Origin of the sequence: Simplicispira hankyongi (genome assembly GCF_003570885.1) — a bacterium.
In the GTDB taxonomy this organism is placed as follows: Bacteria; Pseudomonadota; Gammaproteobacteria; order Burkholderiales; family Burkholderiaceae_C; genus Simplicispira; species Simplicispira hankyongi.
In genome coordinates this window covers 114688-135784 of record NZ_QXJC01000003.1, presented here as the reverse complement: position 1 = coordinate 135784, position 21097 = coordinate 114688, and the positions used below count along the sequence as shown (strand labels likewise).

The window sequence follows — 21097 nt, the reverse complement described above, 5'->3', positions numbered from 1 at the left end:
TTATTCCTTAGGGATGTAACCAGTGATTTCGAGCCCGTAGCCCGCCATGCTGGGCATGCGGCGCGGCTGGCCCATGAGCTGCATGCGCGCCACGCCGCATTCGCGCAGGATTTGCGCGCCAATGCCGTAGGTGCGCAGGTCCATGCGGCCGCGCTCGGGCGCATGCGCCGCGCGCGCTGTGCCGTCGAACTGCGCCAGCAATTGCTCGGCACTTTCGCCGCAGTTGAGCAGCACCGCCACGCCGCAGCCCTGGCGGGCGATGTAGGCCAGGCTGGTGTCCAGCCCCCAGGTGTGCATGGCCCGGTTGACTTCCAGCGCGTCCAGCACCGAGAGCGGCTCGTGCACGCGCACGGGCACCGAATCGCTCGCTTGCCACTGGCCGCGCACCAGGGCGATGTGCAGCGACTGGCTGGGAATGTCGCGAAAGGCGTGTGCAACGAATTCACCGGCCGCTGTCTGCAAGGTGCGCGTGCCGACTTTTTGCACCAGCGATTCGGTGCGGCTGCGGTGCTCGATGAGATCGGCAATGGTGCCGATCTTGATGCCGTGCTCGGCTGCGAACAGTTGCAGGTCGGGCAGGCGCGCCATGGTGCCGTCGTCCTTCATCACCTCGCAGATCACGGCGGCGGGGCTGCAGCCGGCCATGGCCGACAGGTCGCAGCCGGCCTCCGTGTGGCCCGCGCGCATCAGCACGCCGCCGTCCACCGCCTGCAGCGGGAAGATATGGCCGGGTTGGACCAGATCTTCGGCCTTTGCATGGCGCGCGACAGCCGCTTGCACCGTGCGTGCGCGGTCGGCGGCCGAGATGCCGGTGGTGACACCTTCGGCGGCCTCGATGGACACGGTGAAAGCGGTGCTGTAGGCCGCACCATTGCGTGCGGCCATCGGCGGGAGCTTCAGAAATTCACAGCGCTCACGCGTCAGCGTCAGGCAGATCAGGCCGCGGCCAAAGCGCGCCATGAAGTTGATGGCTTCGGGCGTGACATGGTCGGCAGCAAGCACCAGGTCACCTTCGTTTTCGCGGTCCTCCTCGTCGACGAGGATGACCATGCGCCCGGCGCGGATTTCCGCCACGATGTCTTCTACCGGCGAAATGGAGGCTGTAGCGGCAGCAGATGCGGGAAGGGGTGCGTTCATGGGATGCTTTCAGCAAATGAGGCGTAGCGGTGCGCGCTGCACACTCCTGGCGGGCCGGGTGCCACGCCCGCCAGCCATCCAAAGAACATGCGCTGCGGCGCTGCCGCAACCGGGCCGCACTGTGCGGCCGGGAAAACCCGTGATTTTACGGGAAGGGCTCGCCCGGCTGTAGTTCCACGTCGGATGTCGGGTAGGCCACGCAGGGCAGCACGCAGCCGGCCTGCATTTCTTCGGTGGTAATGCCCGGCCACTCGATGGCGTAACGCACCTCGCCAGAGATGAGTCGACCAATGCAGGTGCGGCAGGTGCCGTTGCGGCAGGAGCTTTCCCAGTCGATGCCGCCCTGCTCCATGGAAAGCAGCAGGGGCTGCTCGGGCCAGGCGTCGCAAGTGAGCCCTTCCGGCTGAATGAGGGCGGTGAAGAAAGGGGGAATGGTTGGCGGTGTGGTCATGGGAGCGGGAACAGGGTAGGGCTTTCAAAGCGATCGGCCAAACACCAGCAGCAGATTGTTGGCGGGCATGGCGCAGCGCTCCCGCAACTGCAGGCCGGCGCTTTGCGCCTGCACTTGCACGGCCGCGAGGGCGCGCAGCCCCCAGGCAGGATGGCGCTCGCGCAGGCTCTGATCGAAGGCCAGGTTGCTGGCGGCAGTGGGCACCCCGTCTTCCAGATAAGGGCCATAGGTCACGAGCAGGCCCTGCGGTGCCAGGTGCCGGGCCGCGCCTTGCATCAGCCCTGCGCAGCATTCCCACGGCGCGATGTGCAGCATGTTGGCGCAATAGATCAGATCGAACGGGTGCCCAAAGGGGGGCCCGTCCGCCGGCCAGCTGGCGGCGCGCACGTCGAGCAGCACGGGGGCGCGGACGTTGTGGGCGCCGGATTGGCTCGTCCAGGCGGCGATGGAATCGAAGGCATCGGCCTGCCAATCGCTGGGCTGCCAATGCCAGCCGGGCAGAGCCGCTGCGAAGGTGGCAGCATGCTGGCCGGTACCGCTGGCGATTTCCAGGGCCTCGCCGGTGCTGCCTAGGAGCGCGCGCAGCTGCTCAAGAATGGCCGCGCTGTTGCGTTCGGCGGCCGGGCTGTGCTGGAGGGGGGTCAAAATTTATAAAGAAATAAGGCTCTAGCGCAGTATCCATAAGCGCTTACAGCTATGAAAAGTATAGTTTAGAGCACGAATACCTGGATGGCGCTGGGGATGCGGAGCTGGTCAAAAAGCAGGCACTGGGTAGCAAACCCTTGTGTACCAGTCACTTGCGCCGGCCGTACAGGGCTTAGCAGAAGTTATCCCCAGCATTGTCCAGTGTCTGGCGGGATAACTGCGTTGCAAGCGCATGTGGCAAGCTGCAAAAAATTTAAGCGATGCAATAAAAACTATTGTAGATCAATGGCTTGCGGCTGCCATACCGATGCTTCCCCGGCTTATCCACATGATTGTCCAGTTTTTGCGGGGACAACGCGTGCCGACATTGCATGGCCTCAAGGCGCCACGGTGACGCCCTTCCAAAAGGCTACGCGGCCACGAATCTGCTCGGCTTCGGGCTTGGGATCGGCGTAGGTCCAGGCGGCATCCGGGTTCATCTCGCCGTCCACCAGCAGCGAGAAATACGTTGCCTGACCTTTCCACGGGCACATGGTCTTGTGGTTGCTGAAAGTGAAAAATTCGCGTTTGAGCGCGTTCTCGGGGAAATAGTGGTTGCCTTCGACGACGACGGTGTCGTCGCTCTCGGCGACGGTGATGCCATTCCAGACGGCTTTCATGGTGCTTCCTTATGGGCAGCGCGTGGCTGCATGGAGGGGGTTTCGGAGTACACAGCTCTGCGGGTCACCCGCAGCTTGCTGAAACGGCCAGAATAGCCGCATGACGACAGCACCTGATTATTCCCAAGGCGTGGCGTATGTGCGCGGCCAGTACGTGCCCATTGCCGATGCAGCCATCCCCCTGACCGATTGGGGCTTTTTGCGCTCCGACGCCACCTACGATGTAGTGACCGTCTGGGAGGGCGCTTTCTTTCGGCTCGACGCACACCTTGAACGCTTCGCACGCAGCTGCGCGAGCTTTCGCCTCGATCCTGGGCGCTCGCCAGAGCAGATCACCGAGGTGCTTGAACAGTGCGTGCGCCTCTCGGGGCTGCGCAACAGCTACGTCGAAATGATTGCCACGCGTGGCCAGCCGCCCTGGGGCTCGCGCGACCCACGCCAAGCGGTTAACCAGTTCTATGCCTTTGCCGTGCCATTTGTCTGGATTGCCGACGAGGCCCAGCGCACGCGGGGCCTGAACCTCATGGTGAGCGATGTGCAGCGTATTCCCGCGAGCAGCGTCGATCCCCGCGCCAAGAACTACCACTGGAACGACCTGACCATGGGCCTGCTTGGCGCACTGGATGCGGGTGGCGACACGGTGGTTCTGACCGACGGTGCGGGCCACGTGGTCGAAGGCCCGGGCTTCAATGTGTTCTGCCTCAATGCGCAAGGGGTTCTGGTCACGCCCGATCAGGGGGTGCTCGAAGGCATCACGCGCCGCACGGTGCTTGAGATGGCGCAGGCTCTCGGGGTGCCGCTGGAGCAGCGGACCTTGCCCGTTCAGGAACTGCAAGAGGCCCGTGAGGCATTCGTCTCCAGTTCGGGCGGCGGTTTGCTCCCGGTCACGCGGATCAATGGCAAAGCCGTGGGCGACGGGTGTGTGGGGCCGGTGACGCGACAACTCACCGCCACTTATTGGGCGTGGCACCATGACCCGCGCTACCGCCGCGCGGTTCAGTATGCGCTGTGACGTTTATTCAAACAAGGCATCGAACCCGCGTTCCGGATAGAAGCGGTGCTCGCGGTAGAGCAAGCGCGTAGGGCCAGGCATGGCACGCTCGCGCACCGCATGGCGCTCGTCGCCGGGGTAGCAGATGACACGGCTGCCGTGGTCGTCAAAAGCCTGCGGCAGGATGGTGGGCGGGCGCTGGCGCAGCGCTGCTTCGAGCACCTGCGCCACGCTGGCGTGCCGTGCCAGGTGGGCCAGCGTCATGATTTGCGGCGGTGCCAGGTCGATGGCGCCATCGCGGTACTGCTCCAGCGCGGTGCGCGGCGCCACCCACAGCGTGTCGACCGTTTCCTGGTTGTCGTGGCGCGCCACCTGGCCCTGGGGTGCGCGGGCGACGAAAAATCGGGTGTCGAAGCGCCGGCTCGCCATGCTTGGCGCCACTGGCGTGATCCAGCGCGACCACGGCACCAGGGCCCGGGTCTGCAGGCGCAGCGCCAGGGACTGCAGCATGGACGTAAAGGTTTCTCCGCCGCGCAGCCGCGCCCGGGCCGCCGCGGCATCCAGGGGCTGGCCACCAGCGGTGGGTTCAGCGAGCAGCAGGCCGCATTCCTCTACCGCTTCGCGCAGGGCCGCAACGTACAGCGCCGCAGCCCGCTCGGGCGGCGTGCCTGGCTCGGCCAGCGCGCTGGCGAGTGTCTGGCGGGTCTGGTCCAGTTGTGGCGCCCCATCGTCCCACTGGTCCTCGGGGTCAAGTTTGCCGCCCGGAAACACGTACACGCCCGCCATGTTGGATGCCTTGGCATGGCGGCGCAGCAGCAAGACCTGCATCCCCGCTGGTGCATCCTGCAACAGCATGATGCTGGCCGAGTCGCGTGGGGTTTCCTGGCTGGTGGGGGCAGCAGCTTGCATGGTTGGTGGCGAGTAAAGCGCACAGTCTCGCACGGCAACCGCCGACTTGCTATGTCCCGCTACAGTACCCGCGGTCAAGTTTTTTACTGGAGTTGAAAAATGGAATTGGATTTCAAAGGCCGCGTGGCCATCGTGACCGGTGCGGGTGGCGGCTTGGGCCGGGCGCACGCCCTGGCTTTGGCAGCGCGCGGCGCTCGGGTGCTGGTCAACGACCTGGGCGGCGGCGTGCATGGCGAGGGCGGCTCGGTCAGCGCCGCACAGAAAGTGGTCGATGAGATTCGCGCTGCCGGTGGTGAGGCGCTGGCCAATGGTGCTTCGGTGACCGACTTCGCCGCCGTGCAGGCCATGGTGCAGCAGGTGGTGGACGCCTGGGGCCGGGTCGATGTGCTGGTGAACAACGCTGGCATCCTGCGCGACAAGAGCTTCGCCAAGATGGACATGGCGGACTTTCGCACCGTGGTCGATGTGCACCTGATGGGCGCGGCGCACTGCTGCAAGGCGGTCTGGCCGCACATGGTGGCGCAGGAATACGGTCGCATTGTGATGACGACGTCCTCCACCGGCCTGTATGGCAACTTCGGCCAGAGCAACTACGGCGCCGCCAAGCTGGCGCTGGTCGGGCTGATGCAGACGCTGGCCATCGAAGGCGCCAAGCACCACATCCACGTCAACGCACTGGCGCCCACGGCTGCCACGCGCATGACGGAGGGGCTGATGCCGGCCGAAGTGCTGGCCATGCTGGCGCCGGAGGCCGTGGTGCCGGCCATGCTGGTGCTGGCGCATGAGAGTGCACCCACCCGGACCACCTTGTGTGCGGGCGCAGGCAGTTTCGAGGCGGCGCACGTCACCATGACGCAAGGCGTTTACATCGGCACAGGGCCAGATGCGCCCGAGCAACTCGCTGCCCGCCTGGCCGAAGTCACTGCGCGCGAGGGTGAGCAGGTGCCGGCCAACGGAGGCGCCCAGGGCGCGCTCGAAGTGCAGAAGGCCATGGCCGCGCGCCGCTGATGGCGCGAGAGGGGCGCAGCCGAATTTCCCTGCGCTGCGCACGGCTGCGGGCCGCGTGCTAAGTTCCGCGAACCCAAAAACACGCCATCGGCCCGCCATTCATGAGCTCCCTGCAGGACACCCTTCGTGCGCAACCCCTCCTGGGCATCCGCCGCGGCATTGAAAAAGAGGGATTGCGCGTACAGCCTGCGGGCGATCTGGCCCTGACGCCGCACCCCGCAGCGCTGGGATCGGCGCTGACGCACCCGCACATCACCACCGACTACAGCGAATCGCAGATCGAGCTGGTCACCGGCGCGCACCTGGCGATTGACGATTGTCTGGACGAGCTCACGCGCATCCACCAATTTGTGCACCGGACGCTGGCGGCCCAGGGCGACGAGCGCGTGTGGGCGTCGAGCATGCCGTGCCGATTGCCGACCGACGAGACGATTCCGCTGGCGCGCTTTGGCAGTTCGAACGTCGGTCGCGCCAAGAGTATTTACCGCATGGGTCTGGGCCACCGTTACGGTCGGCGCATGCAGACCATTTGCGGCATCCATTACAACTGGTCGATGCCCGGCGTCACCAGCGAGCAGTATTTCGCGTTGATTCGCAATTTCCGGCGCCACGCCTTTGTGCTGCTGTACCTGTTCGGCGCCTCGCCCGCACTGTGTTCATGCTTTGCCCAAGGCCGGCCGCATGCCTTGCAAACGCTCGGGCCGGACGCGTTGTACCTGCCGCATGCCACATCGCTGCGCATGGGGCGCCTGGGCTACCAGAGCGACGCGCAGGCTACGCTGGCGGTGAGCTACAACGGACTTGATGGCTACGCGCAATCGCTTCACCAGGCACTGACCCAGCCCTACCCCGCCTACGAGGCGGTGGGCATACGCAACCCGGGGGGCGATTACAACCAGCTAGGCACCAGCCTGCTGCAGATCGAGAACGAGTTCTACGGCACCATCCGACCCAAGCGGGTGATTCGCCTTGGCGAGCGCCCGCTGCACGCGCTGCGTGAGCGTGGCGTCGAATACGTGGAAGTGCGGCTCATGGACCTGGATCCGTTCGTCCCGGTGGGCATCACGGCCGAGACCATGCGGGTGCTGGACGTGTTTTTGCTGCATTGCCTCCTTTCCGATAGCCCACACGATACGCCGGACGAGATCACGGAAATCAAGCACAACCAGCACCTGACGGCTGCCCGGGGGCGTGAACCCGGTCTGCACCTGCTGCGTCGGGGGCGCTCCGTGCCATTGACCGAATGGGCAGCGCAAGTGCTGGAGGAATGCGTGCCCTACGCCCAGGCGCTGGACACCGCGCATGGCGGTGATGGGTTTGCAAAAGCCCTGTCCGCTGCGCGCGGCACGCTCGCTGCAGCGCACACCACTCCCTCTGCCCGCGTGCTTGATGCCATGGCGAGTGAACACCACAACAGCTATGTGCGCTTTGCGGCGCAATGCTCTGGCAAGGCCCAAGAGGCGCTGCTGGCCATGCCCTGGCCGGCCCAAGAACAGGCCCGTTTCGAGCACATGGCGGCGCAGTCCTGGGAAGAGCAAAAAACCATTGAGTCAGCCGACAGCCAACCGTTTGAAGAGTGGCGGGTTGCCTATATGTCGCCTGAAAATCTGGGTTGAGCAGTTGTTTCCAGGCTCAACGCCCGTCAAAACTACCGGGCCCGGTGCGCGGGTAGCGCTTGCCGTTGCTGTCGGTGCAGGTAAATGAAGTGCATCCCTTGATATACGGGCGATCCGCACGATTGGGCTGATGGGGCGGCCGGGGGTGCACGGGCCAGGCGGGCGGTTGCACCACCACGACCTGCGGCCGATTGGCACGTGCAGCTTCGGCGCGCGCATAGCCCTCTGGGCCTAGGCAGGAGAGTTCCATCTGGCGCTGCGCGGTGTCCAGCCGGGCCGACTGATCCTCTGCACTCCCCGCCACGCTGGCGGCGACGGCATCGAGCGCACGGCGGGCGTTGGCGCAAGCAGCGCTGTTGGCATAGTCGGCTGCGCTGGTACCTCGCTGTGCGCGCCGTGCCTCGCGCTCTTCACGGGCCTGCTGCGCTTCACGCTGCTGGGTGGCGGCTGCCTCGGCGGCCAGGCGCTCGCGCATGCGCTGGGCTGCCTCTTCGCCTTGTGCACGTTCCTGCGCCAGCTCTTCTGGGCTCTTGCGCGGCTGAACTTCCCGACTCTGCGTACCGCTGTCGCAGGCGGAGTCGGTATAGGTGACCTTGCCCGTGCGCGCGTCGGTGCAGCGCAGAACCTGGGCGGACGCCGCCTCAAAGGGCGACAGCACGCCCAGAGCGACCCAAAACACAGACGCCAGCGGGACAAGGAACTTGTGGAACTTGTGCGCGTGGGTCAAGTAAACCTCCTGGATGGGCGTGTTGCGCTGACTGGACTGACTGGAGTCTTTCAGCCTGGCTGGAACGTGTGTTCAGGGCATGTCTTCCGAACGCGGCATCCAGGCCCCTGTCGATGGGTTGTAGCGGTCGTAGTCGGTGCGCGGGCTGCCGTCGGAGTTGCGGTCGTTGCGAGTGGCGCGGGAACGCTGTTCGCGCTGGCGTTGCGCAAGGTCGCGCTCGCGTTGTTGCCGCGCCCATTGGTCGCGTTGGTCACGTTGGCGTTCAAGGTCGCGCCGTGCCTGTTCGTCGCGCGCCCGCTGTACGCGCTCGCGCTCGCGCTCTGCCTGGCGCTCGCGCCAGGCGCGCCGCTCTCGATCATTGCGCATATCTTCCCAGCGGTCTTCGCGATCGCGATCCGCATAAGCGGGATACGCCGGGTAGGCGCCTGATTCATAGATGGTGGTTGCCCCGTACACCGGGGTGGGTGCGTACCCACCCGAGTAATACGGGTCGCCTGGTACGGCGCAGCCGGTGGCGGCTGCCAGCAGCACGGCAGTTGCGGCAAGTTTGGAAACGTGGTTTGACGTCATATCGGTGCTCCGGTAGCGAGGCGGCCCATGGCTAGTGGATTCCACGGCACAAACGCTGTGCGGCGGGACTCATCCCTGCTTATACGCTGTTGCGAGGCCTGTGGTTGACGGCCAAAACCTACATTGCGCAGTCTTTGCCTGCGCTTGTCAGATGTTGCAGCATGTCTCCGCATTGCTGCTTGAACGTTCGATCAGGAAAGAAGGACCTTACGCAGCGCATTGGCAAGGTCTTCGGCGACGAACTTGGCCACGTAGCCATCGGCGCCCACGCTGCGCACATGGTCCTCATTGGCTGAACCGGAGAGCGAAGAGTGGATGATCACGGGCAGGCCGCTCAGACGCGCGCTCTGCTTGATGTTGCGTGTGAGGGTGAACCCATCCATTTCCGGCATTTCCAGATCGGTGAGCACCAGGGCGACCTTGTCGAGCACTGTTTTGCCTTCGGCCTCGGCGGCATCCGCCAGCATATTGAGCCGGTCCCAGGCCTCCTTGCCCGATTTGGTCATCTCGTAGGGCGCCTGCAGCACCGTGAGCTCCTGCTCGATGAGCGAGCGCGCGACGAAGGAGTCGTCGGCTGCCAGCACGATGGTGCCAGGCCTGAGCAACAGTTTGGCGCCTACCTTCTGTGGGTCCACCTGGTGCTCGTCGGATGGCGAGACCATTTGCAGGATGGCTTCGACGTCGAGCACCTGCGCCAGGCGCGTGTTGTCGGTGTTGCCGTCCAGCCGCGCAATGCTGGTGACGAGTTTTCCGGCCGCGCCGCTCGACTCGGCCGACATCACCTGGTTCCAGTCGAGACGGGCAATGTCTTCCACCGACTCCACCGCAAAGGCCTGGGTGGTGCGCGCAAATTCGGTCACCAGCATGATGTTCAGGCCCGTTTTCGGTGTGCAGCCGACGATGGACGGCAGATCAAGCACCGGAATCACTTGCCCACGCAGGTTGACCACCCCCAGCGAATGCGGTGAACCCCCCACGATGGGCGTGATGACCGGCATGGCGACGATTTCGCGGATCTTGAAGACGTTGATACCAAAGAGCTCCGACTGGCCCAGCGCACTGTCGGTGCCCAGGCGAAACAGCAACAGCTCGAATTTGTTGCTGCCGGTGAGGTTGGTCCGCTCGTCGATTTCTTGCTGGGCTGTTTTCATGGAAGAGGTCCTTTGCGCGCTATGGACGCGAATAGGCAAATTCTAGGGGCGCCAGCCGAGCACGGCGCGGGAGATTCTCAGGCAATACCCGCGTGTGCCGGAGCCCATGCATGTGACCACGGTGGCGCTGCATACGGCTTCTATGGTGATTTGATAGCGCTGAAACCATATGGAGTAAGCGCTGGATGCTGATTTTGCTTACTTATTCCGTAAGCATGGCTACGGCGCCGGCTGGTAGACCGGTTCGCAGCGCACCTCGGTCTTGACCGAGTTGGCAATGAAGCAGGCTTCGTGGGCTTCATGGTGTAGGGTGTCGATTTGGTCGCGCGTGGGCAGGGTAGTGCCGGAAAACCTGACCTCGGGGCGCAGCGTGACGACGGTCATGGCCATTCTGCCCTCGGCGTTCTTCTGCATGACGCCGCAGGCAGCGTCGGCATAGCGGTCCACGCAGAAGCCGTGCTGGGCGGCGATCGAGAGGAACCAGAGCATGTGGCAACTCGACAGAGACGCTACGAAGGCCTCTTCAGGGTCTACCGCCGATGCGTCGGACCAGGGCGGCGGCACCACATGCGGGGACGACGAGCCGGCGATCTCGATACCCCCATCGAAACGGATGTGGTGCCGGCGGCTGTAGCGCTGGCCCAAAAAGTCCTGTTCGCCCCGTTCCCACAGGATGTCGGCCCCATGTTCCGCCATGCAGTTCTCCATTTGCTATTGAAAAAATAGCTGCAACTGCATATAAACAGTGCGCTAGAGGCTATTTTTGCTCATATTCTCAGCCTCTGGAAGGCACTTGTCTACTTCGCGGCGCCGGCCAGCGGCGTGAAGCGCGCCTGCTCGGGTGCCTTGCCAGCCAGTGTGACCGACACCACGGCCTTGAGCCCGGGGGGGGACGCGTAGGTGCCGGCGCCCTTCAGGCGGTTGTCCCCGTCGGGTGTGAGCGCTACGGTGGCGCGGGTCTTGCCCGAGAGCAGCGTGACGGTGCCGGTGGCGCCCGCCGTGCTGATCTTCTGGCCCGCATGGTCGGTCAGGTAGACCCGCACCGGCTTGTCCTTGGGTTCGGGGCTGCTGTGGTCCAGCACCAGTTCAAAGTGGTACACGCCCGCCATGCGCAGTTGGCCGCCATGGGGGGCCTGCTGGGTGTCGAGGTAGGCGTCGTCGTGCGCCAGGGCGCTGCCGGCGGCAAGCAGACTGGCCATGGCCAGGGTGGGGAACCAGAAGATCTTTTTCATGGGTTGCTCCTTGTAGAAGTCGGGGGTCGAAGAATCAGAAACTCTCTTGCGGGCCATCGGTGCTGCGCGCGGCGAGCAGACGTGCCAGGGGCTTTTGGCCCCAGCGCCAGAACATCAGCGGCGTCAGGAAGGTGTCGAGCAGCGTGGAGCTGACCAGGCCGCCGAAGATCACGACGGCCACTGGGTGCAGCACCTCCTTGCCGGGCGCGTCGGCCGAGACCAGGAGCGGTACCAGCGCGAACGCGGCCACCAGCGCGGTCATCAGCACCGGCGTCAGGCGCTCAAGCGAGCCGCGCACGATGAGCGCCCGGCCAAAGTGTTCGCCTTCGAAGGCACACAGGTTGATGTAGTGGCTGATCTTGAGAATGCCGTTGCGCGTGGCGATGCCGGTGAGCGTGATGAAGCCCACCAGCGCCGCCACCGACAGCGGCTGGCCGGAAATCCACAGCGCGATCACGCTGCCCACCAGTGCCAGCGGAATGTTGCCCATGATGATGAGGGTGAGCGCCGTCGAACGGTACCGGCTGTACAGCACCAGGAAGACCATGGTCAGCGACAGCAGTGCCAGCAGGGCAATCAGCCGTGAGGCCTGCTCCTGCGCTTGGAACTGGCCTTCAAGTGCTACCGAATAGCCTTCGGGAAGCACCTTGGCGGCGATTTCCGCGCGAATGCCGGCGACCACGCGCGCCATGTCGCTGCCGTCGGTGTTGGCCGAGAGCACGATGCGGCGGCGCGCGTTCTCGCGGCTGACCTGGTTGGGGCCGTCGCCGTCCTCGATCGTCGCGAGCTTGGCGAGCGGCACAGCGCCCATGGGGGTTTCGATGAGCAGGTTTTGCAACGCCATCAGGCCCCGACCGCTTTCGGGCAGGCGCACCACCAGGTCGAAACGCCGGTTGCCTTCGACGATCTGCGTGATGCGTTCGCCTTCGACCATTTGCTGGAGTGAGCGCAGGAGTGTGCCCGGCGCCACGCCGTAGCGCGCGGCCTGATCGTAATCCACATGGATCTTGATCTCAGGGATCAGCACCTGCTTCTCGATCTGCAGATCGGTCAGGCCCGGCACGCTGGCCAGGCGCGTGCGCAGCTCGGCCGCCAGCGTGCGCAGGGTGGCCAGGTCGTCGCCGTACACCTTGAGCGCGATCTGCGCCCGCACCCCCGAGAGCAGGTGGTCAAGCCGGTGCGAGATGGGCTGGCCGACGTTGCTTGCCGCCGGCAGAACGCCCAGGCGCGTGCGGATGTCCTGGATGATGGCGCTGCGGCTGCGTGCCGAGGGCTTGAGATCCACGTCCATCTCGGTGTAGTGCACCCCTTCGGCGTGTTCGTCGAGTTCGGCGCGGCCGGTGCGCCGGCCCACCTGCGTGACTTCGGGAACTCCGGCCACGATCTCCTCGGCCAGCGCGCCGATGCGGTTGGATTCGGCCAGCGAGGTGCCGGGGTTGAGCACCACGTTCACCGTCAGCGTGCCCTCGTTGAAATCGGGCAGGAAGGCGCGCGGAAAGAAGGGCACCGTGGCGGCCGCCAGCACCACGGCCAGCAGCGCCGCGGCCAGCAGCATGCCCGAGTGGCCGAAAGACCAGTGCAGCAGCCGTGCGTCCCAGCGCTTGAGATGGGCCACCAGGGCGCTGTCGCCATGGCCCATCTGCTTCATGCGCGGCAGCAGGTAGTACGCCATCACTGGCGTGAGCGTGACGGACACCACCATGCTCGCCAGGATCGAGACGATGTAGGCCACGCCCAGCGGGGTGAACAAGCGCCCCTCGATGCCCGGGAGCACGAACAGTGGGACGAACACCAGCACGATGATGGCGGTGGCATAGACGATGGCCGAGCGCACTTCCAGCGTGGCGCTGGCGATCACCGCCGCTGCGGGGCGCGGCTGGGGCAGGGCGCTGTTGAGCTTGAGCCGGCGCAGCACGTTTTCCACCCCGACCACCGCGTCGTCCACCAGCTCGCCAATGGCAATGGCCAGGCCGCCCAGCGTCATGGTGTTGATGGACAGGCCGAAGTAGTGGAACACCAGCGCCGTCGCCAGCAGGGACACCGGAATCGCGGTCAGCGAGATCAGCGTGGTGCGCACGTTGAGCAGGAACAGGAACAGCACCACCGCCACCAGGATGGCGCCGTCGCGCAGGGCTTCCTGGACGTTGCGCACCGAGTGTTCGATGAAATCGGCCTGCTTGAACAGGAACTTCGGAGCCTCGATGCCAGCGGGCTGGTTTTTTTTCAGTTCGCCCAGCGCCTGCTCGACCTCGCGCGTCAGCGTCACGCTGTCGGCGCCGGGCTGCTTCTGTACCGACAGGATGACCGCCGGCTTGCCGTTGTAGCCGCCGTCACCACGCTTGGCGGCCGGTGCTATCTTCACATCGGCCAGTTGGTGCAGCAGGATGGCTTGGCCGTTCTTGACGGCGACCACCACGTTTTGCAGGTCCCGCAGACGGCTGGTGCGGCCGATCTGGCGGATCAGGTATTCGCGTCCCTCGGACTCCAGAAAACCGCCGCTGGTGTTGGCACCAAAGTCGCGCAGCGCGGCTTCGAGTTTTTCGCGCTCCACGCCCAGTGCCTGGAGCTGCGCTTGCTTTATTTCGACCCGGTACTGGCGCACCTCGCCGCCTATGGGCGTGACCTGGGCAATGCCCGGAATCGTCAGCAGGCGCGGGCGCATCACCCAGTCGGCGTACTCGCGCACCTGCATGGCGCTGACCTTGGCGGGGTCGGCGGGCAAGGCGATGAGCAGGATTTCGCCCATGATGGACGAGATCGGCCCCATTTGCGCCACCACGCCAGGTGGCAATTGTTCGCGCACCAGGTTCAGGCGCTCGGCGATCTGCTGGCGGTTCTTGTAGATGTCCGAGCCCCATTCAAACTCGACGTAGACGATGGACAGGCCGACGCCCGAGACCGAGCGCACCCGCGTCACGCCCGGCATGCCGTTCATGCCCGACTCGATGGGGAAGGTGACGAGCTGCTCGACCTCTTCGGGGGCCATGCCGCCGGCTTCGATCATCAGCGTCACGGTAGGCTTGTTCAGGTCGGGGAATACGTCCACCGGCATTTGGCGCACGGTGAGCACGCCGTAGACCACCAGCAGCAGCGAGACCCCGAGTACGATCAGCCGCTGGCGCAGGCTGGTCTGGATCAGAAAGGCGAACATGTCAGCGCACCTGGGCCAGCAGCGCGGCCCCATCGGTCACCACACGCTCGCCTTGGGCCAGGCCCTGGGTGACGGCAAGCTCCAGGGCGCCCAGCGCCTGCGCTGTCACCGGGCGTTGCACGAAGCGCTCGGCCGCGGTGTGCACCCACACGGCGGCCCCTCCGGTGGCGGTCTTGACGAGCGCACTGCGCGGAACCGCCGCGCCGTGTACGCGCCCTGCCGTGGTGGCGAGCACCGTCAGCGGCTGCCCCACCGCCACGGCCGGGCCACCCGGCTGCACGCGAAACAGCAGCACCTGGGCCTGCTCGCGCAGTTGCTGCCCGCTGCCCACGTAGGCCAGATCGAGTGCGCCGCCGGGCACGGCGGCGCTGGCCCGGGCCACACCGCTGGCCGGCAGGGGGTCATAGGCCAGGGCTTCGACCGACAGCCGCGCCGGGTCAACCACCTCGAACAGCACGTCTTTTGCGTCCACCACCTGGCCGGCGACGGCGTGGGCGGCGCTCACCACGCCCGAAATGGGCGCGCGCAGGGCTTCGGCCTGGTTCAGACCGCTGCCCAGCGCGCTGCGGCGCTGGCGCAGGGCGTCGCGTTCCAGGCGTGCCGCGTCTATGGTGGCCTGCGGCACAGCGCCTTCGAGTTGCGCGTAGCGCGCCACCTTGCGCTCGGCAATCGCGAGTTGGGCCGTGATCTCGGCGATCTGCGCCAGATTGCTGCCGCGCTCCATGCTGCTGAGCACCGGCCGCAGTTGCGCCAGCAGTTCGCCTTTGTGCACGGCCTGGCCCAGTACCGGCAGGCCGGCACTGGTGGCCTCCACGCGCCCGGCCTGGCCCGCCTGCACCAGGCCCCCGGCACGTGCGTCGGCCACGACCTTGCCGGCCAATTCCACTGTGACCGCCAGCTCCTGCACCACCGCCACGCGGGTGCGCAGACCCAGTTGCCGCTGCACCGCCTTGGGGACGAACAAGCTGCCATCCTCCAGGCGCTGGGGCGCGGTAGATGTTCCGGGCATCGCGGCGGCGGTGGTCACGGTGGCGATGGCGGCGGGCGGCGTGCTCTGGTTGTGGTCTTCGTCGCCGTGGGCCCCAGCGTGGCCGGTGAGCACGAGCAGTGCGCTGCCCGCCATGAGGGCGAGGTGGGGGTTCTTCATGGGATGTCCTGCGTCAGGAAGAGGTGGAGGTGCGGCGGCGCAGCCAGGTGAAACCGCCCAGCGCAGCCAGTGCCAGTGCTCCGGCAAGCGCCCAGAGGCTGCGCTTGGTGGTCGCGGGCGAGCCAACGGCCAGGGGTGCCGCGGGCGCGGCGGCCGCCGCAGCGGGAACGTCCAGCGTGGCGCTGAGCAGGTCTGCGGTGTCGCCGGCCTGCACCGACACGGTGAGCGCGTGGCGACCTGGCTGGGTCCAGGGGCCAGCCGCCACGCGGTAGACGCCTGGCGCCGTCTCGGCAGCCATGGTCGGCGGGCCACCACCGTCTACCTCCACCTGGGCTCCGACGACAGGTGCGTTGCTGTCAAATCGGTCCAGAAACAGCACCAGCGCTTGCCCCTGCCCCTGCACTTCGGCTACCAGTTCAAAGTCTTCCGACTGTGCCTGGGCGCGCGGGGCGGCCGAGGCCACTGGGGCCGGTGCCGGGGCGTTACCGTGGTCCTCACCGCCATGGGCATGGCTTGTGAGGGGCGGGACCGCCAGGGCCACGGCGACACAAAAGATGCGCAAAAACTTCACGGAAGAACTCCCAGGGACTGGTTCAAACGGGACTGCGAGGCGGCCAGCGCGATCTCCTCGCGCTGCAGGCTTGCCTCGGCTTCCTGCGCCACGGCGCGGGCGCGCAGCAAGGCCACGAGATCAGATTCACCCAGGTGAAAGCTCTTTTCGGCCAGCGCTAGGCTGTCCGCCGTGAGCGCCAGGCGCTCGCGGGCCATGCCCAGTTGCTGTTGGGCCACCGCCCGCTCGCGGTGGGCCTTGGCCGTCTCCTGGGTCAGCTTGCGCTCCTGCAGCGCCACCTGGGCTTCGGCCTGTACAAGTTCGGCGCGCGCGGCCGCACTTTCCTGGCGGGCGCGCGGGCCCGGCGAAAAGGGGATGGTGAGCTTGATGCCCAGCGCATTCGCATACGGGTCGCTGCGGGCACTGCGCTCGCGCAGCACGCGCAGCGCCAGTTCGGGCGCTTCCCGCGGTGTCGCGTCGGCCACCACCAACCGGGCGCGCGCCAGTTGCACAGCGGCCCGGTCGACAGCGAGTTGGGGATGTATCGCCGCAGGGGCGACGCCCACTGTCGGCGCTGGTTCGGGCGCCAGCACGGCGGGCGCGGCCATGCCGCTCAAGGTGTGGAAAACCTGCTCGGCCTGCAGACGCTCTGAGCGGGCCGTGGCCAATGCGGCTTGGGCGTCCAGGTTTTCACTCTGTGCCAGGTTGGCGTCCACGCGCGCGAGCTCACCTGCCTGAAAGCGGCGCTGCACGTCCGCCTCCAGGCTGGCGGCGGTGTGCGCACGGCGCTGTGCCAGTTGCTCGCCATTGCGCGCGGCCGCCACCGCCCACCAGGCTTCGCGCAGCTCGCCGGCCAGTTGCAGGCGCAGCAGTTGCTGGCTGGCGCGCAGCGCGTCGCGGGCGCTTGCGGCAAGTGCTGCCTGGCTGGCCTTCTGGCCCGGCAGCCACAGCGGGGCGGCAAGTTCCAGCTCCCATTCCTGCCTTCCGTAGTGGGAGCCCAGGCGGTCGCTGAGCGTGGCCAGCGAGGCGGACGGCGGGCGCGGTGTCAGGCTGTCTGCCGCTTCGACGAGCAGATCGGCAGCTTCGGCACGCGCCGCGCCGGCAACGGCCGCAGGGTGGCTGGCCAGCGCGTTGGACAAGGCATCGCCCAGGGTCTGCGCGCCCAGCGGTAGGGAGACAAGGACGGCCACCAGGCCAAGGGCCAGGGCGCTCGCAGTTTTCATAAGGGTTCCTGGCTCGTTGTTCTTGGTGGCATCAGCGGGCGCTGGGCCGGCGATGCCACGGGTTTCAAGGCGAACGCGATGGTGCCGGGGCGACCCCCACGGCCAGATTTCCGCCGCATTACAAATTGGTAAGGTGGCGCCGCTTGCTGCCGCGGGCCGGCACAATCTGGCGCATGAAAGTGCTGATCGTCGAAGACGAGACCAAAACCGGGGACTACCTGCGCCAGGGACTGTCGGAAGCCGGCTTCCTGGTCGATCTGGCGCGCACCGGCACCGATGGCCTGCACCTGGCACTCACGGGCGATCACGACCTTTTGATCCTCGATGTCATGCTGCCCGGCCTGAACGGCTGGCAACTGCTCGAAGCCCTGCGGCGCAGCGGCAGCGAGCTGCCGGTGTTGTTTCTGACGGCGCGTGACCAGGTGGAGGACCGCGTCAAGGGACTGGAGCTGGGCGCAGACGACTATCTCGTCAAGCCGTTTGCATTTTCCGAGTTCCTGGCGCGGGTGCGTACGCTGCTGCGGCGCGGCAAAGCCGGGCTCGAAGCCACGGTGCTGCGCATCGCCGACCTGGAGCTGGACCTGCTGCGCCGACGCGCCCAGCGTGCCGGGCACCGCATTGATTTGACAGCCAAGGAATTCGCGCTGCTTGAATTGCTGCTGCGCCGGCAGGGCGAAGTGCTGCCGCGTTCGCTGATTGCCTCGCAGGTCTGGGACATGAATTTCGACAGCGACACCAACGTGATCGAGGTGGCCATGCGGCGCCTGCGCGCCAAGATGGACGACGCCTTTGAGCCCAAGTTGATCCGCACCGTGCGCGGCATGGGCTATGTGCTGGAGGTACCTGGCTGATGCGCTGGCGCGTTCCGCTGACGGTGCGCCTGACGCTGCTGTTCACCCTGGGCTCGGGCGCGGTGCTGCTGGCCTTGGGCTGGCTGGTGGCCAGCACCATCGCCTCGCATTTCGAGGACCTCGACCGCGAAGAGGTGGCGGGCAAGATCGAGCATGCCGCGCATGTCATCGCGGCGATGGAGCAGCCCCTGCGGCGCGAGGTGGTGGCCGAGCGCCTCTCGGCGACGTTTGCGGGCCACAGCGAGCTGGTGATGCAGGTGCGCGGGCCGCAGGGCCGCCTGTGGTTGGCTTCGCCTGGCGTCCAGTTCCCGGCCCCGTTGGGTAATGCCACCGAGGTTTTGCGCTGGAACGCCGGGGGCCGCAGCTTCCACGGCCTGGCCAGGGTGCTGCCGGGTGCTGGCGATGGGCCCATCGAACTGATTCTTGCCGTCGATACCGCGCACCACGATAGGTTCATGCGCAGCTTCCGGCGTACGCTCTGGCGCTTCATTGCCGGGGCCATGCTCTTGATGGGGCTGCTCGGCTGGGTGGCCGCGCGGCGCGGGCTGGCGCCTTTGCGCGCCATGCGCGAGCAGGCCGCCGCTGTCACGGCACAAAGCCTGGACCGGCGGCTGCCGACCCAGGCCGTACCGGCCGAGCTGGCCGACCTGGCCACCACGCTGAACGAGATGCTCGAACGCCTGGAGGATGCCTTTCGGCGGCTGTCCGATTTTTCTTCGGATCTGGCGCACGAGTTGCGCACCCCCATCAGCAACCTGATGATGCAGACCCAGGTGGCATTGAGCCGGCCACGTGACGCGGACAGCTACCGCGACATCCTGGAGTCGAATGCAGAGGAGCATGAGCGCCTGGCCCGGATGATTTCCGACATGTTGTTTCTGGCCAAGGCCGAGAACGGCCTGGCCATCGTGCACCGCGAGCCGGTGGATTTGGCCCGTGAGGTGCATGACCTGTTTGACTTCTACGAGGCGCTGGCCGACGAAAGAACGATTCGGCTGGAAATGCAAGGCGCGGGCGTGGTGCAGGGCGACCGGCTCATGCTGCGCAGGGCGCTGAACAACCTGCTGTCCAACGCGCTGCGCCATACCCCAGCCGGGGGGCATGTTGCCGTGACCATCGTTCGGCAGGAAGGCCTACTGTCGCTCACGGTGGAGAACACAGGTGAGATGATTCCCGCGCAGCACCTGGCCCGGCTGTTCGAGCGCTTTTACCGGGCCGATCCGTCGCGCCAGCACGCCTCGGGCGAGGGAACCGGGCTGGGCCTGGCCATCACGCAGGCGATCCTGCGTGCGCACAAGGGCGATGTAGCGGTCGCCTCGCAGCCGGGCAGCACTTCTTTTAGCCTGCGCTTTCCGTTCTGACGGCGGGTTGACCGGGCGGCGCAGGATTTTCAGAAATAACCTGCACCAGGCAGTTGCTGGAAATAGCGGTGCAGGGCGGCAATCGCCATGCGGACCTTGGCCGGTTGGGCGTCGCGCTGGGGCGTCACGGCCCAGATGGCGAGCGTGCCAAACGACCAATCGGGCAGCAGCCGCACCAGCCGGCCGGCCTGCAGCGCCTCTTGCACGTCCATGCTGCCCATCAGTGCCAGGCCCAGCCCGGCCTCGCACATCTGCTGGATCGACAACTGGTTGTTGCTGGCAATGCGTGGCTCCACGCGCAGCGCCCGTGGTTCACCTGTGGGGCTGTGCAGATCCATCACCAGCCCTCTGCCCTCGCGCGCAAAGCCCAGCCAGCTTTGTGAGAGCAGCGCGTCCGGGTGCTGCGGCAGGCCGTGCGTGGCCACCCAGGCGGGTGCTGCGCACAGCCACCACTGCATACCGCCCAGACGCCGGGCTGCCCAGGTGGAGTCCTGCAGGCGGCCAAAGCGCACGGCCAGGTCAATGCGGGTGTTGATGAGGTCGATCGGCGCGTCGTCCACCAGCAGCCGCAGTCGCAGGGCTGGGTGGGCTGCCAGCAGAGCGCCCAGTGCGGGAGCCACGTGGCGCGCAAAACCCACCGTGGCCGACAGGCGCAGCTCGCCGCTGGGTGCGTCGCGCGAGGCTGCCAGCTCGGCCCGTGCCTGCTCGGCCGCCGCCCACATGGCTGCGCAGCCTGCGTGGTAGCGCTGGCCGGCGTCGGTCAGCGCCAGCTTGCGCGTGGAGCGGTGCAGCAGCGTGACGCCGCCATCGCGTTCGAGCTTGCGCACCTGCTGGCTCACGGCCGACGTGCTCATGCCCAGTGCCCGGGCAGCGCCACTCATCGAACCGTGCTGCACCACGGCCGCAAAAACGGCCATGCGTTTGAGGTCATCCATGGGGTTGGTGCGTTGATTGTGAAGTACAGCTTCAAACAAAAGGTGTTTTTAGCCGCCTACCGCCGGCTTTGACAAGCTCTTATTCTCACGCATCAGCACTTTTTAATGAATGAGGAACCCCTATGAACATCGCCTTGATTGGTGCCACCGGCTTTGTCGGCACGGCCGTACTCACGGAGTTGCTGCAACGCGGCCACCGCGTGACCGTGCTGGCGCGCAACCCCGCCAAGCTCTCTGCCCGCGAAGGCCTTTCCGTGGTGGCCGCCGATGCGCAAGACACCGCCCAGGTCGCCAAGGCCGTGGCGGGCCACGATGCCGTCGTCAGCGCTTACAACCCGGGCTGGGGCCGCCCCGACATTTATGACGAGTTTCTCAAGGGCACGCGCGCCATTTACGCGGGCACCCGGCAGTCGGGCGTGCGCCGCCTGCTGGTGGTGGGCGGTGCGGGCAGCCTGTTTGTGGCGCCTGGTGTGCAGTTGGTGGACACCCCCGGTTTCCCGGCTGACTACAAACAGGGTGCGCTTGCGGCGCGCGAAGCGCTGAACCTGATCCGCAGCGAGAGCACCCTAGCCTGGACGTTTCTCTCGCCTCCCATCCTGCTGGCCCCGGGTGAGCGCACGGGCCAGTACCGCCTGGGCGTTGACGCGCCCCTGATGAACGGCGACCAGCCCGGTGGCATCAGCGTGGCAGACCTTGCCGTGGCCATCGTCGATGAACTCGAAACGCCCCGCCACGTGCAGCAGCGGTTTACCGTGGCCAGCTGAGCCACGGGCGCCCGGCGAC

21 protein-coding genes are annotated in these 21097 nt (G+C 66.5%); 6 read left to right on the top strand and 15 right to left on the bottom strand.

Annotation, left to right across the window (positions count from 1 at the left end):
* The 4 genes from ribBA to D3F03_RS07330 all read right to left on the bottom strand — a co-directional run bounded on the left by ribBA (window position 1) and on the right by D3F03_RS07330 (window position 2892).
* Window positions 1-1137: a bifunctional 3,4-dihydroxy-2-butanone-4-phosphate synthase/GTP cyclohydrolase II gene (gene ribBA, locus D3F03_RS07345; protein WP_119108750.1), complete on the bottom strand. Its 1137-nt coding sequence runs from the start codon at window positions 1135-1137 to the stop codon at window positions 1-3.
* Between the two features lie 145 nt (window positions 1138-1282).
* A complete protein-coding gene (locus D3F03_RS07340) occupies window positions 1283-1588 on the bottom strand; it encodes a 2Fe-2S iron-sulfur cluster-binding protein (RefSeq protein WP_119108749.1) in 306 nt (101 codons plus the stop codon).
* A 24-nt stretch (window positions 1589-1612) separates the two neighbouring features.
* Window positions 1613-2233, bottom strand: a complete 621-nt coding sequence (locus D3F03_RS07335) for a DUF938 domain-containing protein (protein ID WP_119108748.1) — start codon at window positions 2231-2233, stop codon at window positions 1613-1615.
* A gap of 377 nt (window positions 2234-2610) precedes the next feature.
* Window positions 2611-2892 (bottom strand): DUF427 domain-containing protein, encoded by a 282-nt coding sequence (locus tag D3F03_RS07330; RefSeq protein WP_119108747.1) that lies wholly within the window; start codon window positions 2890-2892, stop codon window positions 2611-2613.
* Between the two features lie 100 nt (window positions 2893-2992).
* Here D3F03_RS07330 and D3F03_RS07325 point away from each other — a divergent pair, with 100 nt between their 5' ends.
* Complete coding sequence (locus D3F03_RS07325; RefSeq protein WP_119108746.1) at window positions 2993-3904, top strand: aminotransferase class IV; 912 nt, start codon at window positions 2993-2995, stop codon at window positions 3902-3904.
* Window positions 3905-3907: 3 nt separating this feature from the next.
* Here the strand turns inward: D3F03_RS07325 and D3F03_RS07320 are convergent, their stop codons facing one another.
* Window positions 3908-4792 (bottom strand): NUDIX hydrolase, encoded by an 885-nt coding sequence (locus D3F03_RS07320; RefSeq protein ID WP_119108745.1) that lies wholly within the window; start codon window positions 4790-4792, stop codon window positions 3908-3910.
* Window positions 4793-4891: 99 nt separating this feature from the next.
* Between D3F03_RS07320 and D3F03_RS07315 the strand changes: the two genes are divergently transcribed.
* Both D3F03_RS07315 and gshA read left to right on the top strand, forming a co-directional pair.
* Window positions 4892-5800 (top strand): SDR family NAD(P)-dependent oxidoreductase, encoded by a 909-nt coding sequence (locus D3F03_RS07315; RefSeq protein WP_119108744.1) that lies wholly within the window; start codon window positions 4892-4894, stop codon window positions 5798-5800.
* A gap of 101 nt (window positions 5801-5901) precedes the next feature.
* On the top strand, window positions 5902-7416 hold the full coding sequence (gene gshA, locus D3F03_RS07310; protein ID WP_119108743.1) for a glutamate--cysteine ligase: 1515 nt from the start codon (window positions 5902-5904) through the stop codon (window positions 7414-7416).
* Between the two features lie 16 nt (window positions 7417-7432).
* On the opposite strand, the gene D3F03_RS07305 is transcribed toward gshA, so the two are convergent.
* From D3F03_RS07305 to D3F03_RS07265, 9 genes are all read right to left on the bottom strand, one after another.
* Window positions 7433-8143: a DUF4124 domain-containing protein gene (locus D3F03_RS07305; protein WP_245960538.1), complete on the bottom strand. Its 711-nt coding sequence runs from the start codon at window positions 8141-8143 to the stop codon at window positions 7433-7435.
* A 72-nt stretch (window positions 8144-8215) separates the two neighbouring features.
* Entirely contained in the window at window positions 8216-8713 is a 498-nt protein-coding gene (locus tag D3F03_RS07300; protein WP_147414713.1) for a hypothetical protein, read from the bottom strand.
* Window positions 8714-8904: 191 nt separating this feature from the next.
* On the bottom strand, window positions 8905-9864 hold the full coding sequence (locus D3F03_RS07295; protein WP_119108741.1) for a chemotaxis protein: 960 nt from the start codon (window positions 9862-9864) through the stop codon (window positions 8905-8907).
* A gap of 219 nt (window positions 9865-10083) precedes the next feature.
* Window positions 10084-10560, bottom strand: a complete 477-nt coding sequence (locus D3F03_RS07290) for an OsmC family protein (protein ID WP_119109432.1) — start codon at window positions 10558-10560, stop codon at window positions 10084-10086.
* A gap of 101 nt (window positions 10561-10661) precedes the next feature.
* The gene (locus D3F03_RS07285; RefSeq protein ID WP_119108740.1) at window positions 10662-11096 is read right to left on the bottom strand and encodes a hypothetical protein; all 435 of its coding nucleotides are present in this window, start codon (window positions 11094-11096) and stop codon (window positions 10662-10664) included.
* Between the two features lie 34 nt (window positions 11097-11130).
* Entirely contained in the window at window positions 11131-14247 is a 3117-nt protein-coding gene (locus D3F03_RS07280) for an efflux RND transporter permease subunit (protein WP_119108739.1), read from the bottom strand.
* 1 nt (window position 14248) lies between these two features.
* Window positions 14249-15394, bottom strand: coding sequence for an efflux RND transporter periplasmic adaptor subunit (locus tag D3F03_RS07275; protein ID WP_119108738.1), 1146 nt, complete (start codon window positions 15392-15394; stop codon window positions 14249-14251).
* A gap of 13 nt (window positions 15395-15407) precedes the next feature.
* Window positions 15408-15965: a hypothetical protein gene (locus D3F03_RS07270; protein ID WP_119108737.1), complete on the bottom strand. Its 558-nt coding sequence runs from the start codon at window positions 15963-15965 to the stop codon at window positions 15408-15410.
* A complete protein-coding gene (locus D3F03_RS07265) occupies window positions 15962-17167 on the bottom strand; it encodes a TolC family protein (protein WP_119108736.1) in 1206 nt (401 codons plus the stop codon). The genes D3F03_RS07270 and D3F03_RS07265 overlap by 4 nt, the downstream gene beginning before the upstream one ends.
* Window positions 17168-17340: 173 nt before the next feature.
* Between D3F03_RS07265 and D3F03_RS07260 the strand changes: the two genes are divergently transcribed.
* Together D3F03_RS07260 and D3F03_RS07255 are read left to right on the top strand one after the other, a co-directional pair.
* Window positions 17341-18018, top strand: coding sequence for a heavy metal response regulator transcription factor (locus tag D3F03_RS07260; RefSeq protein WP_119109431.1), 678 nt, complete (start codon window positions 17341-17343; stop codon window positions 18016-18018).
* The gene (locus D3F03_RS07255) at window positions 18018-19379 is read left to right on the top strand and encodes a heavy metal sensor histidine kinase (protein ID WP_119108735.1); all 1362 of its coding nucleotides are present in this window, start codon (window positions 18018-18020) and stop codon (window positions 19377-19379) included. The genes D3F03_RS07260 and D3F03_RS07255 overlap by 1 nt, the downstream gene beginning before the upstream one ends.
* A 29-nt stretch (window positions 19380-19408) precedes the next feature.
* On the opposite strand, the gene D3F03_RS07250 is transcribed toward D3F03_RS07255, so the two are convergent.
* Window positions 19409-20314 carry a LysR family transcriptional regulator gene (locus tag D3F03_RS07250; RefSeq protein WP_119108734.1) on the bottom strand — a complete coding sequence of 302 codons (906 nt, stop codon included), beginning with the start codon at window positions 20312-20314 and terminating at the stop codon, window positions 19409-19411.
* Window positions 20315-20436: 122 nt separating this feature from the next.
* Here D3F03_RS07250 and D3F03_RS07245 point away from each other — a divergent pair, with 122 nt between their 5' ends.
* Window positions 20437-21078, top strand: a complete 642-nt coding sequence (locus tag D3F03_RS07245) for an NAD(P)-dependent oxidoreductase (RefSeq protein WP_119108733.1) — start codon at window positions 20437-20439, stop codon at window positions 21076-21078.
* Window positions 21079-21097: the final 19 nt, after the last annotated feature.

What these genes read in the sequence shown, in the direction of transcription:
- ribBA (WP_119108750.1), bottom strand. Translation starts at nt 1,137, where the DNA reads ATGAACGCACCCCTTCCCGCATCTGCTGCCGCTACAGCCTCCATTTCG.
- D3F03_RS07340 (WP_119108749.1), bottom strand. Translation starts at nt 1,588, where the DNA reads ATGACCACACCGCCAACCATTCCCCCTTTCTTCACCGCCCTCATTCAG.
- D3F03_RS07330 (WP_119108747.1), bottom strand. Translation starts at nt 2,892, where the DNA reads ATGAAAGCCGTCTGGAATGGCATCACCGTCGCCGAGAGCGACGACACC.
- D3F03_RS07325 (WP_119108746.1), top strand. Translation starts at nt 2,993, where the DNA reads ATGACGACAGCACCTGATTATTCCCAAGGCGTGGCGTATGTGCGCGGC.
- D3F03_RS07320 (WP_119108745.1), bottom strand. Translation starts at nt 4,792, where the DNA reads ATGCAAGCTGCTGCCCCCACCAGCCAGGAAACCCCACGCGACTCGGCC.
- D3F03_RS07315 (WP_119108744.1), top strand. Translation starts at nt 4,892, where the DNA reads ATGGAATTGGATTTCAAAGGCCGCGTGGCCATCGTGACCGGTGCGGGT.
- gshA (WP_119108743.1), top strand. Translation starts at nt 5,902, where the DNA reads ATGAGCTCCCTGCAGGACACCCTTCGTGCGCAACCCCTCCTGGGCATC.
- D3F03_RS07300 (WP_147414713.1), bottom strand. Translation starts at nt 8,713, where the DNA reads ATGACGTCAAACCACGTTTCCAAACTTGCCGCAACTGCCGTGCTGCTG.
- D3F03_RS07295 (WP_119108741.1), bottom strand. Translation starts at nt 9,864, where the DNA reads ATGAAAACAGCCCAGCAAGAAATCGACGAGCGGACCAACCTCACCGGC.
- D3F03_RS07290 (WP_119109432.1), bottom strand. Translation starts at nt 10,560, where the DNA reads ATGGCGGAACATGGGGCCGACATCCTGTGGGAACGGGGCGAACAGGAC.
- D3F03_RS07285 (WP_119108740.1), bottom strand. Translation starts at nt 11,096, where the DNA reads ATGAAAAAGATCTTCTGGTTCCCCACCCTGGCCATGGCCAGTCTGCTT.
- D3F03_RS07280 (WP_119108739.1), bottom strand. Translation starts at nt 14,247, where the DNA reads ATGTTCGCCTTTCTGATCCAGACCAGCCTGCGCCAGCGGCTGATCGTA.
- D3F03_RS07275 (WP_119108738.1), bottom strand. Translation starts at nt 15,394, where the DNA reads ATGAAGAACCCCCACCTCGCCCTCATGGCGGGCAGCGCACTGCTCGTG.
- D3F03_RS07265 (WP_119108736.1), bottom strand. Translation starts at nt 17,167, where the DNA reads ATGAAAACTGCGAGCGCCCTGGCCCTTGGCCTGGTGGCCGTCCTTGTC.
- D3F03_RS07260 (WP_119109431.1), top strand. Translation starts at nt 17,341, where the DNA reads ATGAAAGTGCTGATCGTCGAAGACGAGACCAAAACCGGGGACTACCTG.
- D3F03_RS07255 (WP_119108735.1), top strand. Translation starts at nt 18,018, where the DNA reads ATGCGCTGGCGCGTTCCGCTGACGGTGCGCCTGACGCTGCTGTTCACC.
- D3F03_RS07250 (WP_119108734.1), bottom strand. Translation starts at nt 20,314, where the DNA reads ATGGATGACCTCAAACGCATGGCCGTTTTTGCGGCCGTGGTGCAGCAC.
- D3F03_RS07245 (WP_119108733.1), top strand. Translation starts at nt 20,437, where the DNA reads ATGAACATCGCCTTGATTGGTGCCACCGGCTTTGTCGGCACGGCCGTA.